The following is a 15973-nucleotide window of genomic DNA, read 5'->3' as shown; positions in this document are numbered from 1 at the left end:
ATGTATTGGTATTTCGCCCTGGTCGGCCTGGTCGCCCTCGAACGGCTCGCCGAACTCGTGGTCGCGCGGCGCAACCTGGCCTGGAGCCTGGCTCGGGGCGGCGTGGTCAGCGGGCGGGGACACTATCCGCCGATGGTCGTGCTGCACGTGGGTCTGCTGGCCGCATGCGTACTCGAAGTCGGCCTGGCCGACCGGCCGTTCCTTCCCGCGCTCGGGTGGACCATGGTCGCGCTCACGGTGGCCGCGCAGGCGTTGCGCTGGTGGTGCATCACCGCGCTCGGGCCGCACTGGAATACCCAGGTCGTGGTCGTGCCCGGGTCGCCGCTGATCCGGCGCGGGCCGTATCGGCTCTCCTGGCTGCGCCACCCCAACTACGTCGCGGTGGCGGTCGAGGGCGCGGCGCTGCCCCTGGTGCACGGCGCCTGGATCACCGCGCTTGCCTTCACCACCCTCAACGCCGCGTTGATGGTGGTCCGGATCCGCTGCGAGTCGGCAGCGTTGTCGGCGGCGACCGCGTGATCGACCTGCTCGTCGCGGGTGGTGGGCCGGCGGGGTTGGCCACCGCGATCCACGGCGCGCTCGCGGGGCTGCGTGTGGTGGTGGTCGAACCGCGCCCGATGCCGGTGGACAAGGCGTGCGGCGAGGGGCTGATGCCGGCGGGGGTGGCCGCGCTCGCCGCGCTCGGGGTGGCGCCCGCCGGGCGGCCGTTGGCCGGGATTCGGTACGTGGACAGCCGGCACGCGGTGGAGGCGCGGTTCCGGGCCGGGCCGGGGCTCGGGGTGCGCCGGACCACGCTGCACGCGGCGCTGTACGAACGAGCCCTGGCCCTCGGCGTGGAGCACCGGATCGGCCGGGTCGGCGAGGTCCGCCAGGACGCGCACTCGGTGACCGCGGCCGGATCGACCGCACGCTGGCTCGCGGCGGCCGACGGCCTGCACTCGCCCGTGCGGGCCGCGCTCGGCCCCCCGCCGCGCGATCGGCGGGAGCGGCGGTACGGGCTGCGCCGGCACTACCGCATCGCGCCGTGGACCGATTTCGTCGAGGTGCACTGGTCGCCGCGCGGCGAGGCGTACGTGACTCCGGTCGGCCCGGACCTGGTGGGCGTCGCCATGCTCGGCCCGCGCGGTCGCACCTACGCCGACCACCTCGCCGCATTCCCGGCCCTGCGCGAACGGCTCGCGGACGCGGCGGGCGGCGAGGTACGCGGCGCGGGACCGCTGCGCCGGCGGGTGCGCAGCCGCGTTGCGGGCCGGGTGCTGCTCGTGGGCGACGCGGCCGGCTACACCGACGCGCTCACCGGCGAGGGCGTCGCGCTGGCCCTGGCCTCGGCCCGCGCCCTGGTCGCGGCCGTGCGGGCGGGCCGCCCCGAGCGCTACGAGCGCGACTGGCGCCGCCTCTCCCGCCGCCACCGCGTACTCACCGAAGCCCTCCTCACCGCCCGCGCCCACCCCCGAACCGCCCGCCTGATCGTCCCCGCCGCCCACCGCCTCCCCACCGCCTTCACCACAATCGTCAACGCCCTCGCCTGACCGGTCGGCGAGCAGGCCGAAACCGCGAGGCGCTGCCACCGTCCGCCGAGCGTTGGGTGCGGGGGCGGGCAGGGCTTTCCGGATTCGGGTTCGGCGTTGTTTGGGTGCGCGGTTACCCCGTTGCCGTTGCCAGGGCTCGGCACAGTGCTGTCAGGGCCGCCGGGTATGTGTGGTCCGGGGGTGTGGCGTAGCCGACTACCAGGCCGTCGCGGGCTGGGGAGTCGGTGTCGGGGTGGCGGAAGGTGGACAGGGCGTCCAGGGCCAGGCCCTCGCGTTCGGCCGCGGCGATGGCGGCCGGCTCGGTGCCGGGAGGTAGTTGCAGCACCGCGTGCAGGCCGGCGGCGATTCCCGTGGCGCTCACCTGCGGCGCGTGTTCGGCCAGCGCCGCCACCAGGTGGTCCCGGCGGGCCCGATAGCGCTGCCGCATCCGGCGGATGTGCCGGTCGTAGTGGCCGCCCTCGATGAAGTCGGCCAGCGTGAGCTGATCGGTGACCCCGGCCCACGCCTCGCGCTGCCCCTTCACCGCGAGCACGTCCTCGACCAGGTGCCCGGGCAACACCATCCAGCCGAGCCGAATCGCGGGGGACAGGCTCTTGCTCACCGAACCGACGTAGATCACCCGGTCCGGATCCATGCCCTGGACCGCGCCCACCGGCCGCCGGTCGTAGCGGAACTCCCCGTCGTAGTCGTCCTCCACCACGATCCCGCCGGCCGCCCGCGCCCAGTCGAGCGCGGCGACCCGACGCTCCGGCGGCAGCGGCCCGCCCGTGGGGAACTGGTGGGCCGGAGTGAGTACCGCCACCCGCGCCCGCGCCAACGCGGCCGACCCGGCCGTGTCGGCGCCGTGCTCGTCGATCGCCAGCGGCAACGTGCGCACCGACGCCGCGGCCAGGATGGAGCGATGGAAGGCGAGGCCGTACGCCTCCACCGCGGCCGGCCCCCGCAACACCCCGCCGAACAACAACCGCAACGCATGCGCGAACCCGGAGCAGACCACGATCCGGTCCGGATGGGTACGCACGCCCCGCACCCGCGCGAGGTAGTCCGCCAGCGCGGCCCGCAACTCCGGGCGCCCCTGCGGATCCCCGGGCCCGAACGCCTCGCTCGGCGCCGCGTTCAACGCCCGTCGCGCCGACGCCACCCACGCCGCGCGCGGGAAGGACGCCGCGTCGGGCTGCCCCTGGCGCAGGTTGTACGTCGGCCCCGCCGGATTCCCGGCGACCGGCCGCACCCTGGCCCGCCGGCGCGGCGCGGCCAACGGCTCGGCCCGCCGGGCCACCCGCGTCCCGGACCCCTGCCGCGCGGTCAACCAGCCCTCGGCGACCAACTCCGCGTACGCGTCGGCGACGGTGTTGCGCGCGATGCCCAGATCCGCCGCGAGCGAACGATACGGCGGCAACGGCGTGTCCGGCCCCAGCCGTCCGCTGCGGATCGCCTCCCGGATCGCCCGGATCAACCCGGCCCGCCGCCCGCCCGCCCCGGACACCTCCAGATGCAGATCCCGCCCGATCCACCGGGCCGGATCGTCCGCGATCGGCGTGCTCATGGCCTCATCGTATGCATCCCACGAACACCGCCCCCGCACCACCGCCACCCGCCGACGGGTAGCCCGGCCCGCCGGGCCCGCTATGGCTTGCGGGCGACCGCGCCGAGGACCAGGCGTTGGCTGACCGTGAGGTCGGCCTCGTCGACGGGCTCCTCCGGGCGCCACAGGTCGACGTACACCAGCCCCGGGTCGGCCGGCTCCAGGCCGTCGAGGTAGGCGGCGATCTCCGCGCGCTCGCGGAACCGGCCGCTCTTGTGCGAGCCCTGCATGACCCGCTCCATCTGCTCCGACTCCGGACCGCTGCGCAGGAAGTGGGTCAGGAACAGCCAACTCCCGGACGGCAGCGCGTCGAGATAGGTGCGCAGCAGGCCGGCCGGGTCCTCGTCGTCGTTGATGTGGTGGATGACGCCCAGCAACATCAGCGCGACCGGCCGATCGAAGTCGATCAGGCGCAACACCTCGGGGTTCTTCAGGATCGACCCGGGCTCACGCAGGTCGGCCGTGATCACCGTGGTCCGCTCGTTCTCGGCCAGCAGCGCACGACCGTGCGCGAGCACGATCGGGTCGTTGTCGACGTAGACCACGGTGCTGTCCGCCGCCACCGCCTGGGCGACCTGGTGGGTGTTCTGCGCGGTCGGCAACCCGGACCCGATGTCGAGGAACTGCCGGACACCCTGCTCGACCAGGAAGCGCACGCCCCGGTGCAGGATGCGCCGATGCGCACCGGCGTCGCGCGCGAGGTCGGGCGCCACCGCGATCAGCTTCCGGGCCACCTCGCGGTCGGCGGCGTAGTTGTCCTTGCCGCCGATCAGGAAGTCGTAGATGCGGGCGACGCTGGGCACGGTGACGTCGATGCCGGCCGGCGCGGGCGCGCCCTCCGGGTCGGTCGACCACAGTCGGGATTCCGCGTTCTCGGTCATGATCTCAACACCTCGTGGTCGCCGGAGGGGCCGAACGGCTCACCGCCGATGGTAGGCGGCGACCGGCGGGCTCTCGCGGTCGACTCCCTTGCCGCACGCGGGAGTTCGCGATCGGCGGAGGGGACGAGTCGGCCGATGTCCGCACTTTGCGGGATCGGCCGGGGTGTCGAGGTGGTGTTTCGGCGCGGGGATTGCGCCGGGTACGGACGGAGGGCGCCGCCGTGGCGGTCCGTCCGTACCCGGGGTCCTGCCTCTTAGTCCAGGTAGTCGCGCAGCACCTGGGAGCGGGACGGGTGGCGCAGCTTGGACATCGTCTTCGACTCGATCTGCCGGATGCGCTCGCGCGTCACCCCGTAGACCTTGCCGATCTCGTCCAGCGTCTTGGGCTGTCCGTCGGTGAGCCCGAAGCGCATCGAGATCACCCCGGCCTCGCGCTCGGCGAGGGTGTCCAGGACCGAGTGCAGCTGCTCCTGGAGCAGGGTGAAGCTGACCGCGTCGGCCGGTCGGATCGCCTCGGTGTCCTCGATCAGGTCACCGAATTCGCTGTCGCCCTCCTCGCCGAGGGGGGTGTGCAGCGAGATCGGCTCGCGCCCGTACTTCTGGACCTCGACGACCTTCTCCGGCGTCATGTCGAGTTCCTTGGCCAGCTCCTCCGGGGTGGGCTCGCGGCCCAGGTCCTGGAGCATCTGGCGCTGCACGCGGGCGAGCTTGTTGATCACCTCGACCATGTGGACCGGGATGCGGATCGTCCGCGCCTGGTCGGCCATGGCCCGGGTGATCGCCTGCCGGATCCACCAGGTGGCGTAGGTGGAGAACTTGAAGCCCTTCGTGTAGTCGAACTTCTCGACCGCACGAATGAGACCGACATTGCCCTCCTGGATCAGGTCCAGGAAGAGCATGCCGCGGCCGGTGTAGCGCTTGGCCAGCGAGACCACCAGGCGGAGGTTGGCCTCCAGGAGGTGGTTCTTGGCCCGCTTGCCGTCCTCGGCGACGAGTTCCAGCTCGTGCCGGAACTGCGGGGTCAGGCCGGGCTCGGTGTCCAGCTTCTCCAGCGCGAACAGGCCGGCCTCGATGCGCTTGGCGATCGACACCTCCTGCTCGGCGTTGAGCAGCGAGACCTTGCCGATCAGCCGCAGGTAGTCCTTGACCGGGTCCGCGGTGGCACCCGGCGTGGTGACCTGCTGCTGCGGGGCGTCGTCCTCATCGGTGGTGAGAACGAAACCGCTGGGCCCGACCTCGGGGGCCACGGCGTCGCCGGGCTCGTCGAACAGATCCTCTTCGACCAACGCCTCGTCGCCGTCCTTGGGGACACTCGGCTCGACGGGGGTCGTCTCGGTGGTGGTGGTGGACGTCGTCTTCTTGGCCGCGGTCTTCTTCTTGGCTGCGGCCTTCTTCGGCTTCGGAGCAGATTCCACGACGGACTCTCCCGATTCCGTTGCCGCGGGCGTGACTTGCGCGGGCAAGGTCTCTGTGTTCTTGACACGGGTTGAGCGCGTGGATAGCGTCTTCTTGACAGATCGCCGAGTTGTGGCTACGTCTCTCCGTTGGGTCTCTTTGACCGGGTTGACGGTCAACGTCACACCCGCCTCGTCAAGAACCTCGTTGAGGCTACGGAGGATGCTCTTCCACTGCGTCGCAGGGATGGCATCCGTTTCGAAGGCTCGGCGTATGTCCTCGCCGGTAATCGATCCTTCGGCACGGCCGCGCTCGATGAGCGCCACCAGAGATTCCGATTCGGCGATTCTGTTGGGAAGCGTGCTGGACGAGCTCGGGGTCACAAATAACCTCTCGGTTCACGCGGGCATGCTGCGGCGCCGCAACTACACCGAATCGATGACGGATCCGCGGGACCGGACCCGTCGGCGCTGCCGGCGCCACTCAAGGCATCGCTCCGATCGGTACAAGTGTTACGCCTCCACGAGGGTGACCTGGGTCACGTCGGTCCGCAGCGGCTTCGAGCGGTTGGTCCCCCAGTGTGCGGGACGGTCCGGTGATCTGCGTGATCGTGCCGATGGGCCCGGGTTTCCGGGCTCGGGCGCGGTCGCACACGCCTGCCGGGCCGGGGATCGGCGGCGACCGGATGCCGGTGGGACGAGACGGATGTTCGGGGAGGGTGGGGTCGGAGGGACAGGACAGGGACCGGTCGTCGGCGTCGGGGTCGCTCGGACGATCCCGAACCTGTCTTGAGAATGCCCGCCCTCGGGCGCGTTACGCCCGCGAAGTCGGGGGCCGCCGCCGGGCGTCGGGCTCCGGCGGGTGGGCCGGTGGGGGCCCGGGCCTGGGCGTGGCGGAATGCGGCGGCCGGACATTTTTGCGCGGCGCTGCGGCGGTAATGCGCGGGGTGGTGCGGGCCGCCGGGAATCGGGTGTCGGGCGGGATCGGTATTCATCGGCTGTTCGGGTGGTTACGGTTGCGCGCGATTGTTTTGCGGCGGGATGGATATCCGGTGCGCCGCGCCGGCGAAAGAGTGAATTCGGGCGGATGGTTTCGGCGGTCGATACCGAGCGTGCCGCTTTCGGATGCGATGGGTGAGCGCGGTGATTCGGCGGGCGGCACCGGGAATGCGGTCGGGTGATTGCGGGCCGGATTCTTTTGCCTTCTGCGGCGTCGCGGGCGGGACATCCGGCGGGGCGTCGGGAATTCGGTCAGGGGCGTGCGGGCGGGCCCGTCCGCGGTGTGTCGGACGGGCCCGGCGGGTGGGTGGTCGGGGGTCAGGGTGTCCAGGCGCCGGTGGGGGCGGCCGAGCGCACGAACTCGGTGAAGTCGCGGGCCGGGCGGCCCAGCACGCGCGGGACGCCGTCGGAGATCGCGGCCTCCAGGCCGCGGTGGATGCTGCCCAGGGCGGAGGTCCACATGGCCACCTCGACCTCGGGCACACCCTGGGCGATCAGGGCGGCGGCGTACTCGTCGGGGTCGGCGGCCACGTAGTCGGCCCGCCGACCGCCGGCGGCGGCGATCTCGGCCAGCGCGGCGTCGAAGGTCAGCGCCCGGGGGCCGGACAGTTCGTAGGTCTCGCCGTCGTGGCCGGGATCGAGCAGGGCGGCGGCGGCCACGGCGCCGATGTCCTCGGTGTCGACGAAGGACACCGCCGCGGTGCCGGTGGGCAGGACCAGCTCGCCCGCGCGGATGCCGTCGCGGAACAGGCCCTCGCTGAAGTTCTGCGCGAACCACCCCGGGCGCAGGATCGTCCACGCCGGGCCGGCGCCGCGCACGGCGGCCTCCAGGTCGAGTCGGGCCCGCGTGGCCGGATCGTCCGCGGCGAAGTAGCCGGGGGTGTCGACGCCCCGCGCGGAGAGCAGGACGATGCGCTCGACGCCGGCGGCGACCGCCCGACGCACGAAGGCGGGACCGGCCTCGGCGCCGTCCAGCGGGACCAGGTAGACGGCACGGACGCCGTCCAGGACCCGGTCCCAGGTGCTCTCGTCGGACCAGTCGAAGGGCACCTCGGTGGATCGGGAGGCGACCCGGACGTCGGCGCCCCGGGCGCGCAGGGCGGCGGCCACGCGGCTGCCGGTCTTGCCGGTGCCGCCCAGGACGAGGATCGGGTGCTGCGATGCGGGTCGGGTCGTGGTTGTCATGCGTCCAGCCTGCTTCGCGCGCCGCCCGGCAACCATGGGTGAGAAGCCGGGAAGCATGTGCGTGCGTCCGGACCTCGTCCGCCGCGCGGTTTCGCGGCGGGTTGGTACTACGCGGCGCGGTGGTGGGCGGTGCGGTGGGCCGACGGGCTCAGGCCGCGGACCCGTTTGAAGGCGGTGCTGAACGCGAACGCGTCCGCGTAGCCGACCCGGCGGGCCACGGCGGCGACCGTGGCGTCGGGTTCGGTGAGCAGTTCGGCGGCCAGGGCCATCCGCCACTCGGTCAGGTACGTGAGCGGGGGTTGGCCGACGCGGGCGGTGAAGCGTTCGGCGAGCGAGGTGCGGGACACGCCGGCCTCGGCGGCCAGGGCGGCGATCGTCCAGGGGCGGGCCGGGGCGTCGTGTACGGCGCGCAGGGCGGCGCCCACGATCGGATCGGCCAGGGCCAGGTACCACTGCGGGGCGTGCGCCTCGGGGAGGTCGAACCAGGCACGCAGCGTGCAGGCGAGCAACCAGTCGAGCAGGCGGTCGAGCACGACCTGTTGGCCCGGCCGGTCGGCGGCGACCTCGGCGGAGAGGAAGTCCAGGAGTTGATGGTCGCCGTCGGGGTCCGGCACCACCAGCAGGTCGGGCAGCGCGGTGGGCAGCCGGCGGCCGATGTCGGTGTGCGCGCGGTAGGCGCCCGAGATCAGCTCGGTCGGCGCGTCGGTGGCCGGGTCGGTGGGTGCGTCGGCAACGAAGGTGAACGGGGCCGGGCCGCGGACCACCGCGGTGTCGCCCGGGCGCAGCGGACGCGACGGGCCGCCCTCGGGCACGATGCGGCCGCCGCCGCGCACGAGTGCGCAGACGGTCAGCGGCGTGCGGCAGTCGAGCCGGACGGACCCCGCCGGGGGCACGATCCGCCGGTCGAACAGGGCCTCGTCAGCCCTGATCCCGCGCAGCAGGTCGGCCAATCCATCCATGGGAAGAGCCTAGCCGGCGGGGTGGGTGACCGGCGCCGGTGGGCGGGGGACGGGGCGGCGACCGTGGCGAAATTTGCCGTGAATCGGGATGAGTCGGGCTTCGGTGGGGTGTGCGATGTTGCTCATTCGTGCGTGAAACTGCTATCAAATGAATAGTTTCAAGCATGTGAGTGCAGCAGTGCGCAGCACTGCGCATCGTCCGAGCACCCCGGGAGCGCCATGACGACCGTCAGTCACACCTCCGCCGAGATCGCCACCCAGCCCGCTCTGTGGGCCCGCGCCGCCGCGCTCGCGGGGCAGTGCACGGGGCTGCCGAAGAGCGGCGAGCGGGTCGCGGTCGTCGGCTGCGGGACGTCGTGGTTCATCGCGCAGGCGTACGCGGTGTTGCGCGAGCGGGCCGGGCTCGGCGTCACCGACGCCTTCGCGGCCTCGGAGTTCCCCGGCGTACGGGACTACGACCGGGTGGTTGCGCTGAGCCGCTCGGGCACCACGACCGAGGTGTTGCGGTTGCTCGCGGAGGTGCGCGGCAAGGTCGCCACGACCGCGATCACCGGCCCGCCCGGCACGCCGATCACGACCGCGGCGGACGAGATCGTGATGCTCGACTTCGCCGACGAGCGTTCGGTCGTGCAGACCCGGTTCGCCACCACGGCGCTCGCGTTGTTCCGCGCGCATCTGGGCGAGGACCTGGCCGCGGCGGTGCGGGACGCGGAGACCGCCGTCGCCTGGGAGCCGGACGCGGCGTTCGTGGCCGCCGAGCAGTTCACCTTCCTCGGCTCGTCGTGGTCGGCGGGGCTGGCCGCCGAGGCCGCGCTGAAGATGCGCGAGGCGGCGGGGGCGTGGACGGAGAGCTACCCGGTGATGGAGTACCGGCACGGGCCGATCAGCATCGCCGCGCCGAACCGGGTCACGTGGGTGTTCGGTCCGGTGCCGGAGGGGCTGGCCGAGCAGGTCGCGGTCACCGGCGGCACCTTCGTGGCCGGCTCCCTCGACCCGATGGCCGAGCTGATCCGGGTACAAAAGCTCGCGGTCGCGATCGCGGAGAGCCGGGGGCTGAACCCGGACGAGCCGAGGCACCTCACCCGGTCCGTGGTGTTGGGCGCGTCGTGACGGACGTCGGGCGCGGGCCGGCGGGGCGGGCGTCGTGATCGTCACGGTGACGCCGAATCCGGCCTGGGATGTCACCTACCACCTGGAACGACTGGACCGGCACGGGGCGAACCGGCCGGCGTCGGTCGGCGGGCGGGCCGGCGGCAAGGGGATCAACGTCACGCGGGTGTTGCGCTCGCTCGGGGTCGCGGTCGTGGCGGTGGCGCCGCTGGGCGGGCCGACGGGCGAGCGAATACGGGCCGACCTGGCCGCCGCGGACATCGCGTTGACCTCGGTGCCGGTGGTGGGCGAGACGCGGTGCACCACGACGATCGTGGAGACCGCCTCGGGCGGCGCGACGTCGCTCAACGAACTCGGCCCCTCGCGGACCGCCGAGGAGTGGGCGCGGGTGGTCGCCGCGGCGGCCGAACTGCTGCCCGCCGCCTCGGCGTTGGTGCTCTCCGGAAGTCTGCCGCCGGGGGTGCCGGAGGGCGGTTACGCGGAGCTGGTCACCCGGGCGCGGGCGGCGGGCGTGCCGGTGTTGTTGGACGCCTCGGGGCCGGCGCTGCTCGCGGGGGTGGCGGCCGGGCCGGATGTGGTCAAGCCGAACGCGGACGAGTTGCGCGCGGCGACCGGGGAGAGTGATCCGCTGCGCGCGGTGGCCCGGTTGGCGGCGCGGACGGGGTCCGGCGGCGCGGTGGTCGCGTCGTTCGGTCCGGGCGGGATGTTGGCCGCCTCCGACGCCGGGTGGTGGCGGGCGGTGCCGCCGGAGTCGGTGCACGGCAACGCCACCGGCGCCGGGGACGCGGCGGTCGCGGCGCTGGCCCGGGGGCTGGCCGAGGGAGTGCCGTGGCCGGAGCGATTGCGCGACGCGGTGGCCCTGTCGGCGGCGGCGGTGGCCGCGCCGCTGGCCGGGGACGTGGACGGCGAGCTGTACCGGGCCTGGCGGCCTCGGGTGCGGGTGGACGCGGTGGCGCCGCCGGCGTAGGGCGCGGGCGGCGCGGTGGTGACGGTTGTGGTGCCGGGCGGGATCGTTCCAGAGGAGTTGTGCGATGGGCTTGACCTCGACGGGGATACTGACCGACGCGGCGCGGGCGGACGGGGTGGGGGTGGCCGCGTTCAACGTGATCACCCTCGAACACGCCGAGGCGGTGGTGACGGCCGCCGAGCGGGCCGGGCTGCCGGTGGTGGTGGCGATCAGCGAGAACGCGGTGAAGTTCCGGGGCGGGCGGCTGGGACCGCTCGCGGCCGCGTGCCGGGTGCTGGCGGAGGAGGCCGAGGTGCCGGTGGCACTGCACCTGGACCACGTCGAGTCGGTCGAGCTGCTGGCGGCGGCCGAGGGCACCGGGATCGGCTCGGTGATGTTCGACGCCTCGCGGCTCGGCTACGCGGACAACGTGGCGGCGACGGCCGACGCGGTGGCCTGGGCGCATGCTCGCGGCATCACCCTGGAGGCCGAACTCGGCGAGGTGGGCGGCAAGCCGGGCCATCCCGCGCTGGACGCACACGCGCCCGGGGCGCGCACGGATCCGGCCGAGGCGGCGGCATATGTACAGGCGACCGGGGTGGACGCGTTGGCCGTCGCGGTCGGCAGCAGCCACGCGATGCTCGATCGCACCGCCACGCTCGACCACGACCTGATCGCCCGGCTGCGCGAGGCGGTCGGCGTCCCGCTGGTGCTGCACGGCTCGTCGGGCGTGCCGGACGAGGAACTGCGGGCGGCGGTGTCGGCCGGGATGACCAAGATCAACGTCGGTACGGCGCTGAACATCGCCTACACCGGCACGCTGCGCGAGCACCTGGCGGCCACCCCCGGCAAGGCCGACCCGCGACCGGCGCTGTCCGCGTCGCGGGCGGCGATGGTCGACGCGGTCGGGGCCCTGCTGCGGGTGATCACCGCGAAGCGGTGAACCCGGCGGGTCGGGCCCGCCCGGTGCTCGTGCGGTGATCGAGCGCCGGGGGGCGGCCCGGCGCTCGCCGGGTCAGCCGAAGAGCCACGTGCTCAGCCGCGACCACCACGTGGTGGGCAGCGGCGGGAGCAGCGGCTCCGGCGGGCGGGTCGCCCGGTCGGGGCGGGCGGGGCGGACCCACTCGGCGGGTTCCACCAGGGGTACCGGGGTGAAATCGACCGGCAGCGAGGTCAGGTAGCGGGCCCAGGTGGCGGCGTGCCAGGCGGGCGGCTGGTCCGGGTGGGCCAGTCGGATGTCGGGCAGCCGGCTGTTGAGGGTGTCGATCGCGGTGTCGGTGATGGCCCGGCCGATGTCCTGTCCCGGGCACAGGTGCGCGCCGCCGCTGAACGCCAGGTGGGCCCGGTTGTGATGGACGGGCACGGTGAGGTCGGTACGGATCTGCGGGTCGACGTTGCCGGCCATCACGCCGAGCACCAGCAGGTCGCCGGCCCGGATCCGCCGCCCGCCCAGCTCGGTGTCGACCAGCGCCCAGCGACCCGGGATGACCCACAACGGTGGTTCGTCCCACAGGACCTGCTCGACGGCGTCGGGCAGGCTCAGCCGGGCGCCGGCCAGCGAGGCGGCGAACCGGTCGTCGGTGAGCACCACCCGCAGGGTGTTGGCGATCAGCGCGATGGTCAGTTCGTTGGCGGCGACCATCACGAGCCTGAGGTGGTGCAGGACCTCGTCCTCGGACAGCCGGTTCGGGTGCTCGATCAGCCAGGACGGGAAGTCGGCGGCCGGCTCGCGGCGTTTGCGGTCGGCCAGATCGCGCAGCGTCTGCAGGATGAACTCGTTGGATTCCAGGGCGCGTTCGCTCTGCATCATCAACTCGGCGCTGGCCTGCACCAGTTGCGGACCCATCTCGTCGGGCAGTCCGTACAGCTGCGCGATGACGAGCATCGGCAACTGCTGGGCGAACTGGGCGACCAGGTCGGCGTGGCCGTCGGCGGCGATCCGGTCGATCAGGTCGTGCGACAGGCGTTGCACGTGTTTGCGGATGCCGCGCCGGTCGAACCGGTCCAGACTCTCCGTGACCACCGAGCGCAACCGCTGGTGTTCGGCGCCGTCGCTGGAGACGCAGTCGGGGCGATACTCCATGATCGGCAGGATCGTCGCGTCCGGCGGGATCCGGCCCTCGCGCCAGTCGCGCCAGTTGCGCGCGTCCCGGGAGAACCGGCTCGGCGTGCGCATGACCTCGAGATTCTCCCGGTAGCCGAGCACCAGCCAACCGGGGAAATCGCCGTCGACCAGGATCGGGGCGACCGCCCCGTATTCGGCGCGCAGTCGTTCGTACGCGGCACCCGGATCCGCGATGGTCTCCGGACCGTACAACCGCGTGATGCCCTCGGTGGCCGTCGCGCCCGCGTGCGCGGGGCAACCGGGCGGCGGAACGGGGGGAGGAGCGGTCATGGCGTCTCCCGGTTCGTGGTGAGCGTGTGGAGGTATTGCATGAGCGCCATCAGCACATCCCGGCTGGAACCTCGGTCGCGAGCGTCGCAGTCGACCATCGGTACGGTGTCGTCGAGGTCGAGCGCGCCGCGCAGTTCGTCCATGGAGTAGATCGGCGACTCGGGGAACGTGTTGATCGCGACCACGAACGGCACGCCGCGATCCTCCAGGCGGCCCATCACGTCGAAGCACACCTCCAGACGCCGGGTGTCGACCAGCACCACGGCGCCCAGCGCCCCGTCGAACAGGCCGTTCCACAGGAACCAGAAGCGTTCCTGCCCGGGGGTGCCGAACAGGTAGAGCACCAGGCGCTCGTTGAGGCTGATCCGGCCGAAGTCCATCGCCACCGTCGTGGTGGTCTTGGCCTCGACGCCCGCGAGGTCGTCGATGCCGACGCCCGCCTGGGTCATCGTCTCCTCGGTGGTGAGGGGACGGATCTCGCTGACCGCGCCGACGAGGGTGGTCTTGCCGACCCCGAATCCGCCGACGATCACGACTTTGACCGCGGCGGCGGCCGTCGCGGGCAGCATGTCCTCGGGACGCGGCCCGACGAGGGTCTCAGAGCCGTTGTAGTCCATGCATCACCGCCTTGAGGAGATCGATGTCGGGCAACGACGCGGCCGGGATCGGGGCCCGGGCCTCCAACTCGCCCGCGGTCACCATGTCCGCGAGCACCAGGGTCAGGACGCTGGTGGGTAACCGCATGTGGGCGGAGATCTCCGCCATCGACAATGGTTGTTCGCACATCCGCACGATCGCGGCGGGCTCGGGGCCCATCCCGCGGGTGGGTGTGTGCTTGGCGACGAACAGCGTCACGAGGTCCAACCGGCCGGGGTCGTCCGGGTTCTCCCCGACCAGGTACAGCCGTTCGGGGTAGGGAACGCGCCGTGTGCGCCGCGGCACGGTCACGGGAAGGCCCCGTCGTGGCGTGGCGGACTGGTGAGGTGTTCGCCGATGCGGATCACCAGGTCGCGCATGCGGTGGCCGAGCAGGCCGGTGTCCACCTGTCCGTCGGCGAGCACCGCGAGGTAGGCGCCGGCGCCGGCGGCCATCATGTAGAAGTAGCCGCCGTTGACCTCGATCACCACCAGCCGCATCCGCCCGTCCCCCTTGGGGAATTCGGCGGCCACCGCGGCGGCCAGGCTCTGCAGGCCGGCGCACGCGGCGGCGAGCCGGTCGGCGGTGTCGGCGGCGGTGTTGTGCTGGGCCATCCGCAGGCCGTCGGCGGACAGCAGCACGATGTAGCGCGTGAAGGGCACGCTCTTCGCGAGGTCGGAGAGCATCCAGTCCATGTTGGGTCGGTACGCCGTCATCGGTATCCCCCGTCGTCCCACGAGTTTTCGCCCGCCTCGGATCGTCGTTCCTTGGGCGGCGGTTCGCCGTTGATGCCGCTGAGGAAGGCGTCCAGGCCCAGTCCCGGCGGGGTCTCGTCGACGCTCGGGGCGGCGGCGGGAGTCGTCGGCTTGGCCGCGCGGTGTCCGCGCGTGCCACCGGCGCGGGGCACCGTACCCAGGCCGCGTCGGCGGCGCTGGGGCAGACCGTTCGCGCCGAACTCGGTGTGCGCCGGCGTCTCGGTCATCAGGTCGTGCAGGGACGGGAGTTCGTCCAGGTGCGACAGATGCTCGGGCATCGGGTACATCGGCGGCACGTTCGCGGTGATCTGGTTCTGCGGGATGACCACGACGGCGCGCACGCCGCCGTAGGCCGACGGACGCAACATCACCTTGAAGTTGTAGGTGTGCGCGAGGCGGGCCACCACGGTCAGGCCCAGCCGGGGGGTCTCGCCCAGGTCGCCGAGGTTGAGCGCGTCGCCGTCCAGGGACAGGATGCGCTCGGCGCGGCGGCGGGCCTCCTCGCTCAGGCCGACGCCGGCGTCCTCGATCTCGACCGCGATGCCGCTCTGCACCTCGGTCGTGCTCAGGTGCACGGTGGTCGAGGGCGGCGAGTATCGGGTGGCGTTGTCGAGGAGTTCGGAGATCGCGTGGATCAGCGGTTCGACGTGCTGGGCGATCACCGCGACCTCGACGACCGACGACAGTTTGACCCGGCGGTAGTCGAGGATGCGCGACATCGCGCCGCGCAGCACGCTGTACATGCCGATGTCGGTCTCCCACTGGCGGCCCGGGCGGGCGCCGCCGAGCACCGCGATGCTGTCGGCCATGCGGCCGATCAGCGCGTTGCCGTGGTCGAGGTGGAGCAGGTCGCGGAAGACCACCGGGTCGTCGCCGTGCCGGTCCTCCATGTCCCGCATGTCCTGGGCCTGTTGGTGGATGGTGGCCTGGACGCGGCGGGCGATGTTGACGAACGCGCGCTGGGCGGACTCGCGCAGGTCCTCCTCGGCGCTGACGGTGTCGATCACCGAGCGGATCACGTTGCGGTGCGCGATGGCGAACTCGGTCGGCTCCTCGGGGTGCGGCGCGACCTTGCGCATCACCTCGGGCACCGGTTCGCCCATCTGCAGTCGGCCGATCGCCTCGGGCAACATCTCCTCGGAGAGCCGGATCATCTCCGACTCCTGCTCGGCGAGTCGGCGGCGCAGGCCGATCTGTTGCTGCTGGAGCCTGGTGTGCAGTTGTGCGATCGTGCGCCCGCGCCTGCCCGCCTCCGCGGCGCACACGGCGACGGCGACGGTCGCGAGTCCGCCGCACAGGGCCACCGCCGGGCGGGCCTGGTCGGAGACCGCGGCCACGGCCGCGGCCGCGCACACGGCTGTCACGAGGAAGGGGAGGATCCAGACGAGGGCCGGCCGTCGGCCTCCGGGGGACGATCCAGCGAGAACCATCGGCATCCTCGAAAAAGGTCGGAATCGAATCGTGCGGGTGTCCTGCGGACCGCTCGGCGGATCGGGCCGCCGATGGCAAGTTCTGGTGCGCTCGCGGCCGGTGCCGGTGCCCGAAGGGCGATCCGAGCCACCGTCGCGGGCGCCAGGCTACGCGGATGCTCGGGGCGGA

General features: G+C 72.9%; 15 protein-coding genes. 5 read left to right on the top strand and 10 right to left on the bottom strand.

Annotation, left to right across the window (positions count from 1 at the left end):
• Together ACWGR4_RS08815 and ACWGR4_RS08810 are read left to right on the top strand one after the other, a co-directional pair.
• Positions 1-519: an isoprenylcysteine carboxyl methyltransferase family protein gene (locus ACWGR4_RS08815; protein ID WP_452133238.1), complete on the top strand. Its 519-nt coding sequence runs from the start codon at positions 1-3 to the stop codon at positions 517-519.
• Entirely contained in the window at positions 516-1529 is a 1014-nt protein-coding gene (locus tag ACWGR4_RS08810) for an NAD(P)/FAD-dependent oxidoreductase (protein WP_452133237.1), read from the top strand. Before ACWGR4_RS08815 ends, ACWGR4_RS08810 begins: the two co-directional genes overlap by 4 nt.
• A gap of 112 nt (positions 1530-1641) precedes the next feature.
• Here ACWGR4_RS08810 and pdxR read toward each other — a convergent pair whose 3' ends face one another.
• The 5 genes from pdxR to ACWGR4_RS08785 form a co-directional block, all read right to left on the bottom strand.
• The gene (gene pdxR / locus ACWGR4_RS08805; protein WP_452133236.1) at positions 1642-3075 is read right to left on the bottom strand and encodes a MocR-like pyridoxine biosynthesis transcription factor PdxR; all 1434 of its coding nucleotides are present in this window, start codon (positions 3073-3075) and stop codon (positions 1642-1644) included.
• A gap of 80 nt (positions 3076-3155) precedes the next feature.
• Positions 3156-3995, bottom strand: a complete 840-nt coding sequence (locus ACWGR4_RS08800) for an SAM-dependent methyltransferase (protein ID WP_452133235.1) — start codon at positions 3993-3995, stop codon at positions 3156-3158.
• A 254-nt stretch (positions 3996-4249) separates the two neighbouring features.
• Positions 4250-5773 (bottom strand): RNA polymerase sigma factor, encoded by a 1524-nt coding sequence (locus ACWGR4_RS08795; protein WP_126635819.1) that lies wholly within the window; start codon positions 5771-5773, stop codon positions 4250-4252.
• A gap of 933 nt (positions 5774-6706) precedes the next feature.
• Positions 6707-7573, bottom strand: coding sequence for an NmrA family NAD(P)-binding protein (locus ACWGR4_RS08790; RefSeq protein WP_452133234.1), 867 nt, complete (start codon positions 7571-7573; stop codon positions 6707-6709).
• A gap of 107 nt (positions 7574-7680) precedes the next feature.
• Entirely contained in the window at positions 7681-8532 is an 852-nt protein-coding gene (locus ACWGR4_RS08785) for an AraC family transcriptional regulator (RefSeq protein WP_379998114.1), read from the bottom strand.
• 219 nt (positions 8533-8751) lie between these two features.
• Here ACWGR4_RS08785 and ACWGR4_RS08780 point away from each other — a divergent pair, with 219 nt between their 5' ends.
• The 3 genes from ACWGR4_RS08780 to ACWGR4_RS08770 all read left to right on the top strand — a co-directional run bounded on the left by ACWGR4_RS08780 (position 8752) and on the right by ACWGR4_RS08770 (position 11531).
• Positions 8752-9642, top strand: coding sequence for an SIS domain-containing protein (locus tag ACWGR4_RS08780; RefSeq protein WP_452133233.1), 891 nt, complete (start codon positions 8752-8754; stop codon positions 9640-9642).
• A 34-nt stretch (positions 9643-9676) separates the two neighbouring features.
• The gene (locus ACWGR4_RS08775; RefSeq protein WP_452133232.1) at positions 9677-10609 is read left to right on the top strand and encodes a 1-phosphofructokinase family hexose kinase; all 933 of its coding nucleotides are present in this window, start codon (positions 9677-9679) and stop codon (positions 10607-10609) included.
• Between the two features lie 64 nt (positions 10610-10673).
• The gene (locus ACWGR4_RS08770; RefSeq protein ID WP_452133231.1) at positions 10674-11531 is read left to right on the top strand and encodes a class II fructose-bisphosphate aldolase; all 858 of its coding nucleotides are present in this window, start codon (positions 10674-10676) and stop codon (positions 11529-11531) included.
• A gap of 72 nt (positions 11532-11603) precedes the next feature.
• Here ACWGR4_RS08770 and ACWGR4_RS08765 read toward each other — a convergent pair whose 3' ends face one another.
• The 5 genes from ACWGR4_RS08765 to ACWGR4_RS08745 are packed head-to-tail and all read right to left on the bottom strand — an operon-like array spanning position 11604 to position 15804.
• Positions 11604-12983 (bottom strand): cytochrome P450, encoded by a 1380-nt coding sequence (locus tag ACWGR4_RS08765; RefSeq protein ID WP_452133230.1) that lies wholly within the window; start codon positions 12981-12983, stop codon positions 11604-11606.
• Entirely contained in the window at positions 12980-13600 is a 621-nt protein-coding gene (locus ACWGR4_RS08760) for a GTP-binding protein (protein WP_379998104.1), read from the bottom strand. Before ACWGR4_RS08760 ends, ACWGR4_RS08765 begins: the two co-directional genes overlap by 4 nt.
• A complete protein-coding gene (locus ACWGR4_RS08755) occupies positions 13581-13931 on the bottom strand; it encodes a DUF742 domain-containing protein (protein ID WP_379998102.1) in 351 nt (116 codons plus the stop codon). Before ACWGR4_RS08755 ends, ACWGR4_RS08760 begins: the two co-directional genes overlap by 20 nt.
• Positions 13928-14335, bottom strand: coding sequence for a roadblock/LC7 domain-containing protein (locus ACWGR4_RS08750; RefSeq protein WP_379998100.1), 408 nt, complete (start codon positions 14333-14335; stop codon positions 13928-13930). The genes ACWGR4_RS08755 and ACWGR4_RS08750 overlap by 4 nt, the downstream gene beginning before the upstream one ends.
• Positions 14332-15804: a sensor histidine kinase gene (locus ACWGR4_RS08745; protein WP_452133229.1), complete on the bottom strand. Its 1473-nt coding sequence runs from the start codon at positions 15802-15804 to the stop codon at positions 14332-14334. Before ACWGR4_RS08745 ends, ACWGR4_RS08750 begins: the two co-directional genes overlap by 4 nt.
• Positions 15805-15973: the final 169 nt, after the last annotated feature.

It is taken from the genome of Embleya sp. NPDC055664, from assembly GCF_053618075.1.
This window is presented reverse-complemented; position numbering and strand designations above follow the sequence as displayed.

Excerpts from the sequence above, each read along its gene's own strand:
- pdxR (WP_452133236.1), bottom strand. The coding sequence starts at position 3,075 with ATGAGCACGCCGATCGCGGACGATCCGGCCCGGTGGATCGGGCGGGAT.
- ACWGR4_RS08785 (WP_379998114.1), bottom strand. The coding sequence starts at position 8,532 with ATGGATGGATTGGCCGACCTGCTGCGCGGGATCAGGGCTGACGAGGCC.
- ACWGR4_RS08765 (WP_452133230.1), bottom strand. The coding sequence starts at position 12,983 with ATGACCGCTCCTCCCCCCGTTCCGCCGCCCGGTTGCCCCGCGCACGCG.
- ACWGR4_RS08815 (WP_452133238.1), top strand. The coding sequence starts at position 1 with ATGTATTGGTATTTCGCCCTGGTCGGCCTGGTCGCCCTCGAACGGCTC.
- ACWGR4_RS08760 (WP_379998104.1), bottom strand. The coding sequence starts at position 13,600 with ATGGACTACAACGGCTCTGAGACCCTCGTCGGGCCGCGTCCCGAGGAC.
- ACWGR4_RS08745 (WP_452133229.1), bottom strand. The coding sequence starts at position 15,804 with ATGGTTCTCGCTGGATCGTCCCCCGGAGGCCGACGGCCGGCCCTCGTC.
- ACWGR4_RS08800 (WP_452133235.1), bottom strand. The coding sequence starts at position 3,995 with ATGACCGAGAACGCGGAATCCCGACTGTGGTCGACCGACCCGGAGGGC.
- ACWGR4_RS08780 (WP_452133233.1), top strand. The coding sequence starts at position 8,752 with ATGACGACCGTCAGTCACACCTCCGCCGAGATCGCCACCCAGCCCGCT.
- ACWGR4_RS08750 (WP_379998100.1), bottom strand. The coding sequence starts at position 14,335 with ATGACGGCGTACCGACCCAACATGGACTGGATGCTCTCCGACCTCGCG.
- ACWGR4_RS08790 (WP_452133234.1), bottom strand. The coding sequence starts at position 7,573 with ATGACAACCACGACCCGACCCGCATCGCAGCACCCGATCCTCGTCCTG.
- ACWGR4_RS08770 (WP_452133231.1), top strand. The coding sequence starts at position 10,674 with ATGGGCTTGACCTCGACGGGGATACTGACCGACGCGGCGCGGGCGGAC.